Source organism: Nonomuraea guangzhouensis, assembly GCF_019396345.1.
Lineage (GTDB): Bacteria > Actinomycetota > Actinomycetes > Streptosporangiales > Streptosporangiaceae > Nonomuraea > Nonomuraea guangzhouensis.
Window position 1 is genome coordinate 33,325 of sequence record NZ_JAHKRM010000036.1, and the last position, 16,854, is coordinate 50,178.

Here is a 16,854-nt window from a genome sequence, read left to right on the forward strand (position 1 = left end):
GTCGCTCGCGGGGCCACCATGAGGATCAAATCCCCCGTTCAGGAGCATTCTGCAATGTCCGCTGTGAAAACTTCCCCTCCTGTCAAGGAGCCCGCTGATACCGGAGATCGGCATCGGCTGTCCGTGATCGGCGGTCTGGCCGCGCTGTCGCTGGACGCGATGACCTCGGTGGCTTATGGGCCCGAGGCGATCGTGCTGGTGCTGGCCCTCGCGGGTGGCGCGGGGCTCGGCTTCACCATTCCCGTCACACTGACCATCGCGGCCCTGCTGGCGGTGCTGACGCTCTCCTACCGGCAGGTCATCGCCGCCTTCCCGCAAGGCGGCGGCTCCTACGGGGTGGCCAAGACCTACCTGGGCCGCCGGTCCGGGCTGGTCGCCGGCGCTTCGCTGATCGTCGACTACGTGCTCAACGTGTCGGTGTCGGTGGCCGCCGGGGTCGCGGCGCTCACCTCGGCTTTTCCCGAGTTGCTGCCGTACACGGTGTGGATCTGCCTGGCCGTGCTGGCGCTGGTGACCGCGATCAACCTCAAGGGGATCGCGCACAGCGCCCGCGCGTTCATCGCGCCGACCGCCATATACGTCGGCGCGATCGTGCTGGTCATCGTCGCCGGGCTGGTCAGGAGCGCGCCCGCCGTCGACGTCTCGCACCAGATGAGCAGCCTGCAGACGGTCGGCGTCCTGCTCCTGCTCAAGGCGTTCGCCAACGGCTGCGCCTCGCTGACCGGCGTGGAGGCGATCGCCAACGCCGTCCCGTCCTTCAAGCAGCCCCGGGTACGGCGGGCGCAGCGCGCCGAGGTCGCCTTGGGCGCGCTGCTGGCGGTCATGTTGCTGGGCATCGCCGCGTTGATCGAGAAGTTCGCCATCGCCCCCGCCGACGGGGTGACCGTGCTCGCGCAGGTCACGCAGGCCGCGCTGGGGGATGGGCCGCTGTTCTATCTGGTGCAGTTCTCCACGGTGGTGCTGCTGGCACTGGCCGCCAACACCTCCTTCGGCGGGCTGCCGGTGCTGGCCCAGTTGCTGGCCGGCGACAACAACCTGCCGCACTTCTTCGCGCTGCGCGCCGACCGGCAGGTGCATCGCTACGGCATCGCCTTCCTGACCGTCACCAGCGCTCTGCTGCTGGTCGTGGCCGGTGGCGCGATGAACGTGCTGGTGCCGCTGTTCGCGATCGGGGTGTTCGTCGGGTTCACGCTGTCGCAGGCGGGCATGGTCCGGCACTGGGTGATCGACCGGCCGGCCGGGTGGCGGTGGCGGGCTCTGCTCAACGGCTTCGGCGCGCTGCTCACCTTCGCCGCCGCCATCGTGGTGACAGTGTCGAAGTTCGCCGAGGGCGGCTGGCTGATCGTGGTGGCGCTACCGCTGATGGTGGCGGGCATGGAGTGGGTCAACCGCTCCTACCAGCGGATCGGCACGCGGCTCGAACTCGGCAAGACCCCCGCTCCGCCCCGGCCGCGTCGCTCGCTCGTGGTGGTGCCGGTGCACGCCGTCACCCGGCTGACCCGCGACGCGCTCGCCGCGGCACTGTCACTGGGCGATCGGGTGGTGGCCGTCAACATCACCCATCCGGAGGACGAGCGGCAGGCCCGGACGTTTGCCGAGGACTGGGACCGCTGGGATCCGGGTGTGGAGCTGGTGCAGCTCTTCGACGCTCACCGGCGCCTGGACCAGCCGTTGCTCGACTACCTCGCCCAGGTGCCCGAGCCGCACGTGTTCGTGCTCATCGCCGAGGTCGAGCCCGAGCACGCCTGGCAGCGAATGCTCCAGAACCAGCGTGGCGCCGTGCTGGCCAGGGCGCTGCGCCGCCGTACCGACGCGGTGGTGTGCCGGATGCGTTTCCGCGTCTCTTGACACCCATCGGAGAGTGACCACCGCCGATCAAGGTCGTAGCAGGGCGCGTACCCGGTCGATGGTCGCGCTGGCGCGTTCCAGGTTCTCCCGGAGGGTGCCGGTGGCCTGGCGGAGCTGCTCGGTGACGAGTCCCCGGTCGGTGAGGAGGCCGCTGTCCAGGAGGGCTTCGGCTCTCTCGCGTTCCTCGGCTTCGGCCTGCTCTTTGGCCTGGTGGATCAGGTCGAGGATGGTCTCGGCGAGCTGGGCCGAGTCCATCCGCATGGCGCGGGGGTCGAGGCGCAGCCCTTGAACGCCTGAGGAGCTGCCGTACTCGACGCTCACCCAGCCGTTCCCGGACCCGGCCCGCGCGGTGGCTTCAGTGCCGCTGTGCAGGCGGCGCATCCGGTCGAAGAGGCGGTCGGCGTCGTCCGCGAGCTGCTCGGGGTCCACGCCGAGCTCGTGCTTGAAGTCCATGGTCACTCCGAAGGGAACGAGTAGGAACCGTCGCTGGCCTGCTCCGGCACGTACCGGCCGGTTATCGTCTGGCTGCCGGTCGTGATGTCGTTGACCGCCTTGGCACCTGCCAACTGGGGCAGGCCGTTCGGCAGGGGCGCGCCTGCCCGCGAGCTCGTGCCGCCTGGGCAGCGGCCGCTGAGGCCGTGGGCGGTCAGGTCGCGCTCGACTCGGTTGGCCGTGCCCCAGACCAGCATGGGGCCCTGGGCGAAGGTGGCCGCGGCCAGGTCGTTCAGGCCGCTGTGGTCGCTGTGGTCGCTGTGGGCGGCCTCGTGGGCCACGTCCACGACCGCGGTCGCGCTCAGCGCGGTGGCGCACCCGTGCAGGAGCGTGTCCAGCGGCGCCTCCACCGCCTGATAGCCCTCGAAGAGCTTGATCAGGGACTGCGTGGCGGTCAGCCGGGCCATGGCGAGGCTGAGCGGGGTGACGGCCGCGATCAGCACCCACAGCGCCACCGCGGCCATGGCCGCCGCGACCAGGAACTGGAACAGGATCATCGCCGCCAGCGCCGCTCCGGCCGTGTACAGGACGATGGCCGTGACCACGGCACGGATCTCGATGCTGCGCAGGTCGGCCAGGTAGGCGTCCATGCGGCGCTGGAAGGCCCGGCCGTCCTCGCTACGCCAGCCCGTCACGGCCACCTCGCCGACGAGGGCCTCGACGTTCAGCCGGGCGGCCACCACGTCGTCGTGCACCGCCAGCCAGGTGCCCGCCCCGTCGAACAACGCCTGCGGATGGTACTGGTGGATGTACATCTTGCCGACGAACGGCCATCCCGCCGGGACACCCAGCACCGACAGCGTCAATGCCGCGCCCGTGCCCAGTTCCAGGCTCCGCCGGGCCAGTTCGGCGAGGTTCATATCGATCTCACGGAGCTCACGTGCTCCGCGTCCTGCCAGGTCGTCAAGGAGGCGGTCACGCCGTCCTGAATCCGGACGGTGTCCTCCACCCGGTGCCGCACTTCCGTCATGGTGAACGCTTCGACCTCGTTGTACGCCAGCGCCAGCGAGTAGGTGAACGAGGTGAAGGCGGATTCCGCCACAGTGAGCGCGACCAGCTTGGGCAATACGTTGTCGAGTGGCCTGGCGGCCTCGGGCAGCCTGGACCTGAGCTCTCGCAGCCGAGCCCGCTCGACCTCCACCTCACGCGGGCTGGCCGGCTCCGCAGGGAGCCATGGATTGGGATTTATCGGCATGGGTCGCTTTCGTTGGTGCTTGTGATCTTTCCAGCGTGGCTTGGAGCGACTCGGATCGCGTACGTTCTGACGGAACGCCTACGCGAACTCGACGCGCCCCCTCGCGGTCTTGACGCTTCGCCCTACATCGACGCGGTATCAAGAGCGGCTCCCACCTGATCGGCGAGGGTCACCGCGACCAGGCGTGCCTGCAGGGGCGGGATGGTCCCAGGTGTGGGGTCGAGCATGAAGCGACCGTAGAAGCGGCCATTGCCGAACGTCCGCAGCTCAACCTCCTCATCGGGCAGGCCCAGTCGATCGACGTCCCAGTGTCTGCGGCCCCAGACCACGGTGCCGTCCTGCTCAAGACGTGGCGGGTGACCGATCAGGGTCCCGTACTCGAAGCGGCACCCACGAAGGTGAAGCAGCTTGGTGAGCTGGACGGTGACGTGATCGACCACCGTGTCAGGCGACTTCGCCGACTGGGCCAGCTCGGCGGTGTCATGGATCTGGGCCAGGTAGCCGGCATCGGTGATGGTGATCACTTCCAGCCGCCGAGCGCGAGCGGCCAGTTGTGAGACCGCCAGCCCCACGACGAGCAGCAGGATCGCGGTCTGGATGTCTACGGACTTGGTGATGGCGAAGCGTTCGTAGGGCTGGGTGAAAAAGAAGTCGAACCACAGCGCCGCCGAGATCGCCGCGAGCGCTCCGGCGGGACGGTTCCCGTTGGCGGCGACCGCGACAACGATCACGACCAGAACAAGAGCCACACTCGCATTCGGCAGGCCAGCACGAAACGGCAGAAGGATCACCGCGACGGCCGGCGGGACCACCAGCGCGGCCACGACTGCGATGCGATCCCTGTTCAGATAGCGAGGCATTGCCATCGCACCTTCCGCCCTAACGTCACATCTGTCGAGGTCAACGCCCTATCTCTACCCAGCCGCGGGCGATCGACCGAGCACGTTGGCGCGTTACCGGTACTCGTTGAGCCGTGGCCTGATGCCCATCAGGGTCAGGGCGGTAGCCAGCAGCGCGCCGATGGCCGGGATGAAGGACCAGCCGCCGAGGGCCGCCTCGCCGTCGCGGATCGACCCCTCGAAATGGCTGTGGTTCAGCGCGATGAACCGCTCCAGGGCCTTGTCGTACCGGTCGAAGTGGTAATTGGAGTTGCCCGGGACGTAGCTGGTGTTGAAGGCCACCGTCGCGCGCAGGTCTCCGCTGCGACGCAGGGCGCGCATCTTCCTGTCGTCGCGCTGGTAATCGCGGTAGGCGGTGATGGTCTGCTCAGCCAGTTCCCGCTCGCCGGGGAAGGTGATGTTGCCGAAGGCGGTGCCGAAGAATCCCGTGAACTGAACGTCGCGCCGATCGGCCGAGTACGCGTCGAGCGCGGAGGCCAGCTTGTTGTCGTAGGTCTGCAGGCTCGCCCCGGTGAGGCCGGCCAGTTGCTGAGATTTTTCCAGAAACGCTCGCTGATATCGGTCCGCCCGCGACGGATCGACCAGGAAGCGGCTCTCGTCGGCGTTGGCGTCGTAGCTGACGGCCCGCGCCCTGGTCAGCGCCATCACCGAGTCGAACGCGTCCTTCTTGGCGCCCCGCAGGTGCGCCGCCTCGGTGAGCAGGAGCCCGGCTCCGACGACGGTGAGCGCGAAGGCGATGACCGTGGCCACCGCCAGCCAATTCGACGGCCGCCCGCGGGCTCCTGGCCGTGCGGATCTCCGGGCCGAACAGGGTGGAGGCGGCGGGTCGCGGCCGGTCGTCCTGCGCGGCGACCACCTCGCGCAGCACGGCGGTGAGTTGCTCGGCCATGTCGGCGGCCGACCAGAACCGCAGCTCGGGGTCCGGGTCGGTGGCCCGCCGCAGCAGCAGGCCGAACGACTCCGGCAGCGGCAGCACATCCGGCAGCGCGTGCTTCATGACCGAGGCGTTGCCGCGGAAGTCGAAGGACAGGACCGCCAGTGTGCGGCCCACGGTGTAGAGGTCGGAGGCCACGCTGGGCCCCATCGCGGCGATCTCCGGTGCCTGGTAGCCGATCGTGCCGTAGATCGCGCTGTCCTCATCGTCGGCCCTGCGAACGCCGCCCAGGTCGATGAGCTTGAGTTGTTCCTCGCTCTGCAGCACGTTGTCCGGCTTCAGGTCGCAGTTGATCAGCCCCTGGTCGTGCAGGTACCCCAGCGCACGTAAGATCTCCAGCCCGTACGCGATGACCTGCGGCAACGGCAGCGGACCGGCCTCTCTGAGCTGTCTGAGCGACTGACCGCCGACGTACTCCATGACGATGTAGCCGCCGGTGGCGTGCTGGACGAAGTTGTAGATCTTGATGACGTTGGGGTGCTCGACGGCGGCGAGGAAACGGCGCTCGGCCAGCGCGGCGGCCATCGCATCGGCGTCACCGGTGTCGAGCAGGCCCTTGAGCACCACCCAGCGGTCGCTGACGTTCTTGTCGCGAGCCAGGTAGATCCAGCCGAGCCCGCCGTGCGCCAGGCAGCCGAGCACTTCGTACTGCCCGCCGACCAGATCTCCCGCGACCAGCTTGGGGGTGAAGGAGAAGCGTGCGCGGCACTTGCTGCAGAACCCTTCGGTACGGCCCGGCGCCCCGTTCTTGCCCCGGCCGACCGGTTCGCCGCAGTTGCCGCAGAACCGCCTGTGCTCGGCCACCTGCGGATCGGCCAGGACCGCGGTCGCCGGATCCCGGTATGGCACTGCGGGCACCTCGACCAGCCCGGCGCCCAGCATCCCGCGCCTGGACGAGCCGGTGCCGCAGGTGCGGCTGGAAGTCGTCCGGCCGCTCCCGGAACGCCCCGAGACAGAGACTTCGCCGGGCGCGGCCAGGCCGCAGACGTCGCAGTAACCGTCCTCAATGGTGCCGACGCATCCGGCGCGCGCGCACGACATGACGCCCACTCCTCCCGCTGCTATGAGGAGAATCCTGTTCGCCAAAGAACCGGAAATGGCGGGCATTGTTGCGATATTTACGCTTTAACTACGCTTTCCCTACGGCGCGTACCGAGGGCTCCGGCAGGTGCCACGTGGGTCGGCGAGTAGATCAGAGCCTGTTCCGGCGCCCGCCCCAGCACTGCGCGTAAGCGGGAAGACCTTGAACACCGCCGTCGCGGGGCGCCGCGAGCGCGACATCGCCCGATGTCTCGTAGAGCGTGTACGCGCTCAGGCCATAGGCCATCGACCGGGCAGGAGGGTGTTCATCTCCCGACTCTCCAGGCAATGGCTTTGACGTGCTCAGCGCGCGTAAATAACGCGTAAGTGGCCGTAGCGAACGCGTAGGAATGCCGTAGGGAACGGCGCTCCCGGGCGCCAGGTCGTGTTACATGAAATCGTTCCCGCCGGAAAGGATGGTCGATGCGCGGGCGTCTTTTGGAAGTGCTGATTCCGGCCGGATTCGTATGCGCGGTCGGCGGTTGTGTGCTGGCCGCGATGACCGTCTCCCAGACCACGGCACGCGTCATTCTGGTGGCGGTGACCGTCGGCCTGTTCGCGATCTGGGCAAGGCACTACTTCGCCGCGCTCGCGACGGGAGCGATGGCCTGGTGCTTCGTGACGGGCTTCCTGGTGCACGCCGAAGGGGAGCTGGCGTTCGGGCCGGGCGACCTCGTCAGGCTGGCGGCGCTGGCTGCCGCGGCGCTCGCGGGCTGCGCCTACGGGCATGTACTTCATGTCCGGCGCTCGAGTCGCCGACGTCGCCGTCTGATGCGGGCGCGGACAGATGCCCGTCGGGCTCCCATGCTGCGGGGACGGTTGTTGCATGCGCGTGCAGGAGACGTCCGGTATCAAGCGCGTTAGAAAGGGCGCCAGGAGCCTTCCGAGCAGCCCCGATGATTTCTACGCACCCTTTGGCGTCTGGCTGCCCGCGGAAGCGCCTTCGCGATTTCCGGATCGGCGGGCCGAGTGATGGCCGCTGCGCCGGGTGGCCGAGATCGCTGAGCTCGGCGCGGGCCGGGTGCCTACGCTCATGCATCTGCATCAGGCGCTGCGGCGGCCTCCGTCGGGAACAAGATCATGCTCAGGAGGTGGGGGCTGCGGCCGGCCGCGGGTTTGTTGCCCGCCCTGGAGGCGAGGACGTCGCGTAGCTCGTCGATCATCTCGGCGAGCTCGTCCGGGGTGAGCCAGACGGTGCCCTGCCGGTAGCCCACGAAGTCGGCTGTCGGGTCGGCTCCGTCCCGGTCGAGGTAGGCGTTGAACTCGGCGTGCAGGGCGGCCATGGCTGCGGCGAACCCGTGACGGTGCTCGTCCAGGGACATCGACGCGGCCATGTCAGCGTCGATGCTCGCGTGCTCGCGGCGCAGCCGGTAGTGGCGTTCGACGGCGCCGTGCACGCGCTGCTCGTCGACGACTTCCAGCACTCCCGCCTCGGCCAACAGGCCGACGTGCCGGTACACCGTGGTCTTGGGGACGTCGGGCAGGCCGGTGCACAGGTCGGATGTGGTGCGGATGTGACCGCCGGACATGGCGTGCACGATGCGCAGCCGGACCGGGTGCAGGAGCAGATCAAGGGTGTCCACGCTCCTACGATCCCATATCTGGTACCGTTCTTAAAATTGGAAATGCAGGGGCGATGGGTGACGGCCCCCAAAGGCGCACTCTCGTCTCCGCCAAGTCGGTGCCGACAGTGAGGGAGTCAGCGATGCAACATCAAGCGGCCGAGGCAACGCCGCCAGTTGGACGGCACTACCAGGTCAGGGATCGGAGACTGTTCCTCCACCGCTCGGGCAGCGGGAGCCCGGCGGTGGTGTTCCTACCCGGGGCCGGCTCATCCGGCATGGACGGTTTCATCGTTCAACAACGGGCCGCCGAACTCACCACGAGCGTGCTCTACGACCGGGCCGGAACGGGGTGGAGCGACCGGGCCGAGCTGCCACGCACCTCCACCCAGGTCACCGACGAACTGCGCGAGCTGCTGCGGGTCGTCGGCGTGCCCGCTCCCTACCTGCTGGTCGGTCATTCTCTCGGCGGCCTCTACGCACGCCACTATGCGCAGCGTTTCCCTGACGAGGTGGCGGGGTTGGTCCTGGTGGAGCCCGAACACGAGGACTACGACTCCTACATGCCCAAGGAACTGAACGAGCTGTATCAGGCATGGGACCCCGGCGAGGCGGTGCCTGACGAGTTGCCCGACGAAATCATCCAGTTCTACCGCACCCTGTTCGCCCGGGAGATGGCCGACTGGCCGGAAGAGATCCGCGAGCCGCTGATCGAACGGCACGTCAGCCTGGAGTGGCTGAAGATCGGCGGCCAAGAGGCGGCCAACCGGAACCAACTCCATGACGAGGTACGCAACGCGGGACCGATGCCCGACGTCCCGCTGATCGTGCTCACCGCCACGGCGATCGACCCCTTCAAAGAAGCGGTCACCCAGGGCATACCCACATCGCTCCTCCAGGAGGAGGCCGAAGCGAAAACGCGGCTCTACACCGCGCTGGCCGAATCGGTTGCGCACGGCGAGAACCGCGTCATCGACGACGCCGGACACGTCTCCGTCATATTCCGGCGTCCCGACGCCGTTCTCCAAGCGATCCAAGACCTACTCGGCAGCTGATCAGGACAACTGCTCCACGGCAGCGTCGCTCGACCTGATCACTGCTCGTGAGAGCCCGCCACCACCTCCTCAGAGAGAAGACGGGCTGGATAAGCCCACCGAAGATTTGGGCTGCGGGCTTCGCCGCCGCAGACGCGGCGGGAGCACAGCGATTTCCTCAGGCCAGCAGATTTATAGTTGGGGTGGTTGCTCCGCGCCTGGTGTGGCTTGGGCGTCTTCTTCCTCCACTCGCACATAACCCGCGGAATGAACGGCCAGACCCAAGATCGTGGCAACCAGGATCGCGATCCCGGCGATCGTCATGATGTGCCAGAAACCGGCGACCACCCCGGCGTACCCGAGTCCGAGCGCAGCCTGCTGCGCCACCAGCACGACAACGGAACTCGTCATGCGCCGACGATAGGTTTCGTGCCGGTTCAACATGATGAGAGCGGACAAGAGCGGGATGGCCAAGGAGAAAGCGATCACGCAGATCTGGGCGGACAGATCAAGGGCAGCGCCTCCCGGGGTCAGGAACGGCTGCACCAAGACGACTCCGATAGCGATCAAGCCGCCGTACATCAGGTTGTTCTGCCGGAGGGTCTCCTCCTGTTGTCCTGCAGCCCGTTTCTTCCACCATTCCCCTTGTGCGGCGGCTTGCCGCCTCCACCACGCTTCGTCCGCTACGTTCTCGTCCATGGCGACCATTGTGCAGATGGTGCGAGCCTGCCTCCACCGGCCATTGCCCCGGCTTGGTGATGAGGTGAGGCATGTTGGCTGAGCTTCAGGGCACGGCTGGTCAGGTCGAGGGTGGGGCGATCGGCGTCGGCGAGGGCATGGGGAACGGTGCCGTGCTCGGGACGTCACATGTACGGTCGCGACCACGCCGGCCGCGACCGTACACGAATGTCGATCTTGCTGTTACTTGATGGACGTGCCGTTGACCAGTGGCAGCGAAATCGACGTGCCGGCCAGGTCGACGGTGACCCTCGCCCCGGTGCCGGGTTCGACGTCGGTCCCGGTGCCGTTGCCGGTCTCGTCGAGGTTGAAGTCGTCGTTCGTTCCGGTCAGCACCAGGCCCAGCCGGTGCCCGGCCTTGAACTCGTAATCCTGCGGCAGCATCGACCAGGTGATCTGGTACGACTTGCCCGGGGTCAGCGGGGCCTGACGGCTGAGCGACTTGCGGTTCTGCGCGTCCAGGATTCCACGGGTGACCACGTTGAAGCCGGAGATCGCCGTGTTGTCGCCACCCCTGAGGTAGCAGCCGTCGTCATCGGCCGTGCTGGGGCCGACGCAGTCTTCGCCGCCGAGGAGCTTGAGGCCCTGCGAGGCCGTCGCGGTGGTCTCGCGGTAGTTGATGCGGGTGTCGGTGCCGTAGTCGACGAGCAGGACGCCCAGGTTGGCGGCCGGCTTGTCCAGCTTGATCTTCAGGCTCACCGACGGTGTTCCGGACAGCCGCGTCGTGCTCTTCAGCGGTGAGGTCAGGAAGGCCAACCGGTGGGGGTTGCTGGTGGCGGGGTCGGCGGCCATCGCGATCTCGGTCTCGGCGGTGTCGAGGTAGCTGCTGGTGCCACTCGAGGGCGTGCGGCCCAGGGAGCCGTCCTGCTGCGGCCTGAAGGTCGTCGTTCGCGCCGCGCGCGCCGGCCAGTCGGTCTGGGTGATCCAGCGGTTCGGGCCGAGCTGCACGTCGACGCGGGGCTGGCGCATGATGTCGTTGGCCACGTCCATCAGTTCGTGATCGAACCACTTGTTGAGAGTGTTGAGCCACACATCGCGGCGGGCCCAGAACGGGTCGAGGTGCCCGTACTGCGTCACCCACGCCTTGCGCTGCACCGTGCGGGGCAGCTTGGCCCACCACTGAGAGAACTGGCTGCCCACCACGTTGCGGTCCTGCATGCCCATCACCGAGAAGACGCTGGCGCGGATGTTGCGCGCCTTCGAGATCGGCCCGGTCCGGTAGTTGCGTTCGTCCCAGTAGGCGTTGTAGTTGCCGGTCTCATCGTCGGATTCGGCGTCCATCCGCTGGCGCACCGCCTCACACTTCTCCGCCGGATCCTTGTCGACATGCTCGGACTGCCACCTCGCCCCGCCCTTGAACCAGGTCAGGACGCCGTTGACGTGCCCGTTCTCGTATCCGCTGGTGTAGGCGGCGAGTGGCACGATCGTCTTCAGCCCTTCCACGCCGGTGCCGGCGACGCCGGCGGCGAGTCCTCCCTCATACGAGTGGCCGATCATCGCGGTGTGTCCGGTGGTCCAGGATGCCTTGACCGGGTCGCCCTTGTCGTCGTAGGCGGTCGCCCGGCCGTTCAGCCAGTCGACGACCGCCTTGCCGCCCAGCACGTCAGAGGTGCCGTAGGAGGCCGGGCAGCCGTCGGACAATCTGGTGCCGATCATGTCGACGGACACGAACGCGTACCCGCGGGGTACGAAGTAGTTGTCGTAATACATCGGGAACTTCGTCACGTTCCCATTCGCGTCGTACTTCTTGTGTTCAACTTCGAAGCCGACGCCGGGGTTGTCGTAATACGGGCTTTCCTGCATGATCACCGGGACCTTGAGCCCAGAACCGGACTCCTTCGGCCGGATGATGTCCACCCGGACCAGATCCTTCTTGCCATCGCCGTCGCTGTCGATCGACGACTGCACCTGGACGTGCTCACGGATGGCGTTCTCGTAGGAGAAGACGGGCTGCGTGAGCCCGCCGGAGACTTTGATCTTCGGCTTCGCCGTCGCGGATGCGGCGGGAGCGCCGGCGACCACCAGCGCGGTCGTGAGTGTGACTGCGGCGAGGAACTCTCGCCGTCGCGAGTTCGACATGTGCATTCCTTCGTGGGTGGGTTGTTACCGTCAACGGCACCCTTGGATGCCGATACGGTGCCATTCCAAGGCGACGGTGGCACCGAGCTGTGTTTTTGCTTGTCAGTGCGGACCTGCTCGCCAGATCGGCGGGATCGGCGGCTGCTGGCGGTGATGGTGGCGAGTGCGCCGACCGGGGCGGCGGCAAGCTCGTCGTGGCGCGGGCGAATGGTGGTGGCGCGACCGGCTTTGGTGCGGGCGCGAGTGCGGCGGGCAGGTGCGGGTTTGATCACGGCGCGATGCCCGGGAGCGGGCGTCGGCCAGGGGGAGCGGGCAGGGTTGGCCGCCTGGCGGGGTTCGACTGTCCTCGAAGCTCGTGATGTGGGGGCGCGGGCTGGTGTTCCTGCCACCTGCTCAGCCCGTCGACCTCAAGCTCGGTTGCTCAGCGAGGACCACCCCGGTCGAGGGTGGCGACCTCGCGGACCGCGTCGGCGATGGCGCGGAAGTCCTTTTTCAGGATCGAGCCGTGGTTGCTGGGGACCTTCGCGCTGATCTTGATGTTCGGGTTGCGCTCGACCACCTGATTGAGGCTGGCGCGAATGCGTTCCTGCCCATCACCCTTGGATCCGAAGGACGACCCCGACGCGACCACATACCGCGCCGGGACGGTGATGTTGTCCAGCACGGGGCCCAGCTCGCGCTCGCGGGCGAGCACGCCGACCTCGATGTTGCTGTTCGCGATCTGTTCGGCGCTCATCCGCGGGGTCAGGCCCGTCGGGCGCAGCAGCGGCAGGAGTGGACTCATCCGCCGAAACAGCTTCCGGATGTGCTGCTCCATGGCCTCGTCGAGCCAGTCGTACGGTTGCGCGCCCTCAACCAGGATCGCGCCTACGGTACGGGCGGGATTGCGGCTGGCCCAGTGCGCCGCGACGAACGCTCCATAGGACCAGCCCACCACCAGCGCCCGCTCCACGCCCCTGGCCGCCAGAACGGCATCGACATCGCGGACGTTCGTCTCGAACGAGTAGTCCGCCGAACGCTTCGATTTGCCGCGGGCCCGCATGTCGTAGGTGATGTGCCGCCACCCCGTCCCTAACTCGGCGATGACGTGCCTCCAGTACCCCTGCGTGGCGACGTGGCCGTTGAGGTAGAGCACGGTGATGCCGGGACCGCCGGTGTCGGTGACGGCCAGGGCGCTATCGTCGACCGGCAGCATGCCGGTCCACTTCGCAGTGGTCATGATTCCTCGTTTCTGTCTTCGCTTTCTTGTGGGTTCGTTGGAGTCGTCGAAACCGCCGAGCCGCCGGAATCGCCGGTGGAGACCTCCACCGCCATGTCACCGGTGGAGGTGTGCGCGCCTTGACGATCTGCTCGGCCTTTTTTTGTCGGGACCGTCGGCGCTGCCCAGCTCGTTGCGAGCGTTGCCAGCCGTTGCTTTTCACATGACGTTCACGTCGAGCCGGCCGGCGGTGCTCTCGCGGATACCGACCTCGCGGCTTGCGGCGCAGGTGTGGAGCGCCTCTCTGGGGACGGTGTCCGAGGCGGCCTTCGTGGTGAGCGCGCCGTGCGCACGATCGACGGCGATGTCGCCGCTGGGCGAGTCCACCCGGCACGTCACCGGTGGCCTCCCCGATTCGGGGTATCCGCGAATCGGTCAGCGGCTGGGCAGGCGGCAGCAACCGAGACGGTCGAGGACGCCGTCTATCTCGCGGTGCCCGGCGGCCACAAGACTCCGGTGATGCTGCCGCACGCGTACAAGGCCAAAGGATCTTCGTACCGGCAGCACGAGCAGCACATGTTCAGGCCTTCTTCACCAACCGCACGGGCTTGATTGAGATCATCGAGGCGCTGGAGTTCGGGTCGACCCACACCATGCATGCGCCGGCGCTGATCAAGCGGTATCAGGCCCGTCGGCGGGTGCTACTTCCCGGCCGTGCCAGGTTCGCCGCTGATGGACTCCTGATAGATGTCCGCGTAGGTGCGTGAGTCCTTGATCAGGTCGTCGGCGAAGGCAGCGACGTCGTTGCCGATGAGTTCCAGGACTCCCTTGTCGGCCGCGACGCCCTCCTCGAAGAAATCGACGATCTCTGAGAGCAGGGGCTCGTCAGCCAGCCCGACCGGCCCGACCTTGAAGAAGTACCTCTGAATCTCCTTGTAGACGATCTGGTAGTCCGGCGGGAGCGCCTTGATGCGCGCCATGTGCGCCCGCCACTGCTTCTTGCCCTCGATGATGTCCTGGATGCCCACGTCAGCCTCCTAGCCGGCCCAATTTCCTTGCGACGTTCCTGTTCAACTGCTCGCGCCACCGGTCGCGATAGCTGCGAGCCCCTTGTCCGCCGGCCAGCGCCGCACAGAAGCCCGCGATGTCCTCACCCAGCACCTCGTCAACACTGCGCCCATCGGCCGCTGTTTCTTCGAGCAGCCCCAGAGCACCGTCGAGAATCGGCACCAGGTTTCGACCTGTGAAGTCCGCGTTGGGAGAAAGATGACCCTTGATCTCTTCCCACGCCGCCCGGTAGTCGGCCGGCAATGCCTCGGCCCGAGCTTCGAACGCCTTCCATTCCCTGGTGAGGTCGCTGCCTGTGATGCTCTCCCAGAAGTTCATCTCCCGCCCTCCTTGAGCTTGTCGATCCGTGATGTGATGTACTGCCATTTCGCCCAGAACCTCGCGAGTTCTTCGCGCCCCGCCTCGTTGAGCGCATAGAACTTGCGCGGCGGGCCCTGCCCGGACGGTCGTTTCGTCACCTGGACGAGCCCGTTCTTCTCCAGTCGCATCAGGATGGTGTAAACCGTCCCCTCGACGACGTCGGCGAAGCCGAGTTCGTTCAGCCGACGCGTGATGGCGTACCCGTAGATCTCCTCGCTGCCGATGATTTCAAGCACGCAGCCCTCAAGCGTGCCCTTCAACATCTCCGTCAGGTCGTCCATCGTGGGTCCTCTTCGGTCTCCCGGTACTTCGTAGTACCGAGTACCACTATACAGTAGCACCGAGTAGTGGGCCAACGGCACTGGCAGTACGGCAGAACCACCGCGTGGTGTAGGTGCCTCGCTGAGAGGGTCACTTCCAGCAATCGTGGCAATCCAACGACGAACCTGCCTCTGGCCGGCGGTTACCTTGATTGGGGATGCAGAGCGCTGTGGGCACCATCGTTGGCCGGGGTTGTTGGCCTCTTCTTGCAGACCAGATCAACTAGCCGCTGACCTGCGGTGACGGCGTGTGCCGCAGTGAAGGGGAAGGCTGGTCGGCAGGCCCACCGTGGCAGTGTCGGAGCGGGGCGTGGTGCCAGGACAACAGACCAGGAGGATGACTATCCCGGTGAGCGTCCGCGCCATCTGGGCATCGCAGGCTCCCCGCACAGAAACCTGCATCGACGGTCCATTCTGGGTACACGCCTTTAGTCGAAGGTAATCGAACGCACACCGGCCCACGTCTGAAGCGTCGGCCGTCTCGTATACCCACCCGGCCGCCGGTCGGTTCCATCGGCCACGGCCCCGGCGGAAAGGACCCGCCACCATGAACCACGAACCGGACACACCCAGCGGCCACTCCGGAGACGACGACGGCGCACGGCGTCAGTCCATGTCTCCGCTCCTCAGGGACCGGCTCGACGCCGCCGCCACCGCGGCCCGCGCCGAGCTGATCAGCGCCATCGAGAAGAGAGCCGGCCTGCTGCTGTCCTGGGCGGGCGTCGCCTACGGCGCGACAGTAACCCTCATCCTCACCGGTCCGGCCCGCTTCCCGGGACTCGCTCGCTTCGGCGTCATCCTGGCGCTGATCCTGCTGTCCGCGGCGGTCCTGCTGATCCTTATCACCATCCGCCCGCTGTCCCCCGAACACGGCGGCATGAGAATCCTCACCTACGCCGATGAGCCCACACCTCAAGCACTGATCGCCCGGATGAACGCCGAGACAGAGGACTACGAGCTGTACCTGGCCACCGACGCTCTCCGGGTCGCCCGGATCGCGCGCGCCAAACACCGCAGCCTACGCTGGGTCGTCGACCTGATCGTCGCCGGAATCACGGTCATGTCGGTGATGGTCTTCCTGGAACGCCTGATCTGACACCGTCCAGACAGAACCGATGGCTCAGGCGGTGCTGTCGTGGCGGTTGTGGCCGAGCACCGCGGCGATCGGCAGGGCCGCCGCCAGGCCGCTGACCAGCACCGCGGCGAGCGCCCCCAGAACGGCCTGCTCAGCGCCGAACGCGATGCCGATGGCGGCCAGCGGGGGTCCCACGTTGCGTACCGCCGCTATGCCTCCCATGGTGGTACGGCGCGTGCGCGATCCGGTGGCCAGCAGCGTGCCGACGGCGAACGCGACGACGGACAGGACGAACCCCGCGAGCAGCGTACGCGAGCCGAGCAGTGTGACGACGTCGCGCCAGCTGCCCAGCAGCATGCCCGTCAGCACCATCATGAACGTCACGTTCGACACCGTGGCGGCGGCCGGATGCCATGAGAGTGCCGAATGCCGTGCGTAGTGGCGCACCATCAGCCCGATGGCGAACGGCGCGAGCTGCAGGATGGCCATGGTCTGTACCAGGGCGGCGACGTCGAGGGAGATTCCGGCGCCGACCTCGGCCGTGATGAGGATGCCGCTGCTCATCGGGCCGAAGGTGAGGCTGGCCACGGCGGCCAGCAGCACCTGCATCGCCGTACCGGCGGCCACATCCCCCTTCTGCACCATGCTCAGCTTCGCCCCGAACGGCCCACCCGGTGAGGAGGCGACCAGGACCAGGGCGATGAAACCCGCGGCGGGCAGGCCGAACAGCGCGGCGATGCCCCAGCCGAGCAGCGGGACGACCACCAGATTGGCCAGCACCGTCAGCAGGAGCAGCGGCAGGTCGGTGAAGACGGCACGCAGCGCCGGCAGCGTGGTGCCGAGACCGGCGGCGAACATGGTGGCCGCGATGAAGATCACGGTGATCGCGTTGAACAGCAGCTGCAATGCGTTCATGAAACCTCCACCACCGGCGGCGACCCGTGTCCAGGCGGTGCCTGGCGCCGCGCGTCA

The 16,854-nt window shown here is 67.3% G+C and carries 18 protein-coding genes and 1 pseudogene; 4 read left to right on the top strand and 15 right to left on the bottom strand.

Annotated elements, in window-relative coordinates; translation table 11 throughout:
- The first annotated feature begins 54 nt into the window (after positions 1-54).
- The gene (locus KME78_RS50960; RefSeq protein WP_219537249.1) at positions 55-1,848 is read left to right on the top strand and encodes an APC family permease; all 1,794 of its coding nucleotides are present in this window, start codon (positions 55-57) and stop codon (positions 1,846-1,848) included.
- A 27-nt stretch (positions 1,849-1,875) separates the two neighbouring features.
- On the opposite strand, the gene KME78_RS50965 is transcribed toward KME78_RS50960, so the two are convergent.
- The 6 genes and pseudogenes from KME78_RS50965 to KME78_RS50990 form a co-directional block, all read right to left on the bottom strand.
- Positions 1,876-2,301 (bottom strand): YbaB/EbfC family nucleoid-associated protein, encoded by a 426-nt coding sequence (locus KME78_RS50965; protein ID WP_219537250.1) that lies wholly within the window; start codon positions 2,299-2,301, stop codon positions 1,876-1,878.
- A gap of 2 nt (positions 2,302-2,303) precedes the next feature.
- Positions 2,304-3,200 carry a hypothetical protein gene (locus KME78_RS50970; RefSeq protein ID WP_219537251.1) on the bottom strand — a complete coding sequence of 299 codons (897 nt, stop codon included), beginning with the start codon at positions 3,198-3,200 and terminating at the stop codon, positions 2,304-2,306.
- The gene (locus tag KME78_RS50975) at positions 3,197-3,535 is read right to left on the bottom strand and encodes a hypothetical protein (RefSeq protein WP_219537252.1); all 339 of its coding nucleotides are present in this window, start codon (positions 3,533-3,535) and stop codon (positions 3,197-3,199) included. Before KME78_RS50975 ends, KME78_RS50970 begins: the two co-directional genes overlap by 4 nt.
- A gap of 122 nt (positions 3,536-3,657) precedes the next feature.
- Complete coding sequence (locus tag KME78_RS50980; protein WP_308127439.1) at positions 3,658-4,359, bottom strand: DUF4118 domain-containing protein; 702 nt, start codon at positions 4,357-4,359, stop codon at positions 3,658-3,660.
- Between the two features lie 129 nt (positions 4,360-4,488).
- Positions 4,489-4,755, bottom strand: coding sequence for a hypothetical protein (locus tag KME78_RS50985; RefSeq protein WP_219537254.1), 267 nt, complete (start codon positions 4,753-4,755; stop codon positions 4,489-4,491).
- A gap of 463 nt (positions 4,756-5,218) precedes the next feature.
- A pseudogene (locus KME78_RS50990) lies at positions 5,219-6,409 on the bottom strand (protein kinase domain-containing protein); the annotation flags it as partial.
- A gap of 462 nt (positions 6,410-6,871) precedes the next feature.
- Between KME78_RS50990 and KME78_RS50995 the strand changes: the two are divergent.
- Positions 6,872-7,312, top strand: coding sequence for a hypothetical protein (locus KME78_RS50995; protein ID WP_219537256.1), 441 nt, complete (start codon positions 6,872-6,874; stop codon positions 7,310-7,312).
- A gap of 167 nt (positions 7,313-7,479) precedes the next feature.
- Here KME78_RS50995 and KME78_RS51000 read toward each other — a convergent pair whose 3' ends face one another.
- Complete coding sequence (locus tag KME78_RS51000; protein WP_308127440.1) at positions 7,480-8,031, bottom strand: helix-turn-helix domain-containing protein; 552 nt, start codon at positions 8,029-8,031, stop codon at positions 7,480-7,482.
- Between the two features lie 122 nt (positions 8,032-8,153).
- Here KME78_RS51000 and KME78_RS51005 point away from each other — a divergent pair, with 122 nt between their 5' ends.
- Complete coding sequence (locus KME78_RS51005; RefSeq protein WP_219537257.1) at positions 8,154-9,065, top strand: alpha/beta fold hydrolase; 912 nt, start codon at positions 8,154-8,156, stop codon at positions 9,063-9,065.
- Between the two features lie 171 nt (positions 9,066-9,236).
- Here the strand turns inward: KME78_RS51005 and KME78_RS51010 are convergent, their stop codons facing one another.
- The 7 genes from KME78_RS51010 to KME78_RS51040 form a co-directional block, all read right to left on the bottom strand.
- On the bottom strand, positions 9,237-9,743 hold the full coding sequence (locus KME78_RS51010) for a hypothetical protein (RefSeq protein WP_219537258.1): 507 nt from the start codon (positions 9,741-9,743) through the stop codon (positions 9,237-9,239).
- Between the two features lie 222 nt (positions 9,744-9,965).
- Positions 9,966-11,861 (bottom strand): CocE/NonD family hydrolase, encoded by a 1,896-nt coding sequence (locus KME78_RS51015; protein WP_219537259.1) that lies wholly within the window; start codon positions 11,859-11,861, stop codon positions 9,966-9,968.
- A gap of 421 nt (positions 11,862-12,282) precedes the next feature.
- Complete coding sequence (locus KME78_RS51020; RefSeq protein ID WP_246654104.1) at positions 12,283-13,080, bottom strand: alpha/beta fold hydrolase; 798 nt, start codon at positions 13,078-13,080, stop codon at positions 12,283-12,285.
- A gap of 198 nt (positions 13,081-13,278) precedes the next feature.
- The gene (locus KME78_RS51025; protein ID WP_219537260.1) at positions 13,279-13,458 is read right to left on the bottom strand and encodes a hypothetical protein; all 180 of its coding nucleotides are present in this window, start codon (positions 13,456-13,458) and stop codon (positions 13,279-13,281) included.
- A gap of 302 nt (positions 13,459-13,760) precedes the next feature.
- Entirely contained in the window at positions 13,761-14,087 is a 327-nt protein-coding gene (locus KME78_RS51030; protein WP_219537261.1) for a DUF1048 domain-containing protein, read from the bottom strand.
- Between the two features lies 1 nt (position 14,088).
- Entirely contained in the window at positions 14,089-14,445 is a 357-nt protein-coding gene (locus KME78_RS51035) for a DUF1048 domain-containing protein (RefSeq protein ID WP_219537262.1), read from the bottom strand.
- Positions 14,442-14,768 (bottom strand): PadR family transcriptional regulator, encoded by a 327-nt coding sequence (locus tag KME78_RS51040; protein ID WP_219537263.1) that lies wholly within the window; start codon positions 14,766-14,768, stop codon positions 14,442-14,444. Before KME78_RS51040 ends, KME78_RS51035 begins: the two co-directional genes overlap by 4 nt.
- 586 nt (positions 14,769-15,354) lie before the next feature.
- Here KME78_RS51040 and KME78_RS51045 point away from each other — a divergent pair.
- Positions 15,355-15,903, top strand: a complete 549-nt coding sequence (locus KME78_RS51045) for a Pycsar system effector family protein (RefSeq protein WP_219537264.1) — start codon at positions 15,355-15,357, stop codon at positions 15,901-15,903.
- A gap of 24 nt (positions 15,904-15,927) precedes the next feature.
- Here KME78_RS51045 and KME78_RS51050 read toward each other — a convergent pair whose 3' ends face one another.
- The gene (locus KME78_RS51050; RefSeq protein WP_219537265.1) at positions 15,928-16,797 is read right to left on the bottom strand and encodes a bile acid:sodium symporter; all 870 of its coding nucleotides are present in this window, start codon (positions 16,795-16,797) and stop codon (positions 15,928-15,930) included.
- Between the last annotated feature and the right edge of the window lie 57 nt (positions 16,798-16,854).

Excerpts from the sequence above, each read along its gene's own strand:
- KME78_RS50960 (WP_219537249.1), top strand. The coding sequence starts at position 55 with ATGTCCGCTGTGAAAACTTCCCCTCCTGTCAAGGAGCCCGCTGATACC.
- KME78_RS51015 (WP_219537259.1), bottom strand. The coding sequence starts at position 11,861 with ATGTCGAACTCGCGACGGCGAGAGTTCCTCGCCGCAGTCACACTCACG.
- KME78_RS51045 (WP_219537264.1), top strand. The coding sequence starts at position 15,355 with ATGAACCACGAACCGGACACACCCAGCGGCCACTCCGGAGACGACGAC.
- KME78_RS51005 (WP_219537257.1), top strand. The coding sequence starts at position 8,154 with ATGCAACATCAAGCGGCCGAGGCAACGCCGCCAGTTGGACGGCACTAC.
- KME78_RS50975 (WP_219537252.1), bottom strand. The coding sequence starts at position 3,535 with ATGCCGATAAATCCCAATCCATGGCTCCCTGCGGAGCCGGCCAGCCCG.
- KME78_RS50970 (WP_219537251.1), bottom strand. The coding sequence starts at position 3,200 with ATGAACCTCGCCGAACTGGCCCGGCGGAGCCTGGAACTGGGCACGGGC.
- KME78_RS51050 (WP_219537265.1), bottom strand. The coding sequence starts at position 16,797 with ATGAACGCATTGCAGCTGCTGTTCAACGCGATCACCGTGATCTTCATC.
- KME78_RS50995 (WP_219537256.1), top strand. The coding sequence starts at position 6,872 with ATGCGCGGGCGTCTTTTGGAAGTGCTGATTCCGGCCGGATTCGTATGC.
- KME78_RS51010 (WP_219537258.1), bottom strand. The coding sequence starts at position 9,743 with ATGGACGAGAACGTAGCGGACGAAGCGTGGTGGAGGCGGCAAGCCGCC.
- KME78_RS51035 (WP_219537262.1), bottom strand. The coding sequence starts at position 14,445 with ATGAACTTCTGGGAGAGCATCACAGGCAGCGACCTCACCAGGGAATGG.
- KME78_RS50965 (WP_219537250.1), bottom strand. The coding sequence starts at position 2,301 with ATGGACTTCAAGCACGAGCTCGGCGTGGACCCCGAGCAGCTCGCGGAC.
- KME78_RS50985 (WP_219537254.1), bottom strand. The coding sequence starts at position 4,755 with ATGCGCGCCCTGCGTCGCAGCGGAGACCTGCGCGCGACGGTGGCCTTC.
- KME78_RS51020 (WP_246654104.1), bottom strand. The coding sequence starts at position 13,080 with ATGACCACTGCGAAGTGGACCGGCATGCTGCCGGTCGACGATAGCGCC.
- KME78_RS51040 (WP_219537263.1), bottom strand. The coding sequence starts at position 14,768 with ATGGACGACCTGACGGAGATGTTGAAGGGCACGCTTGAGGGCTGCGTG.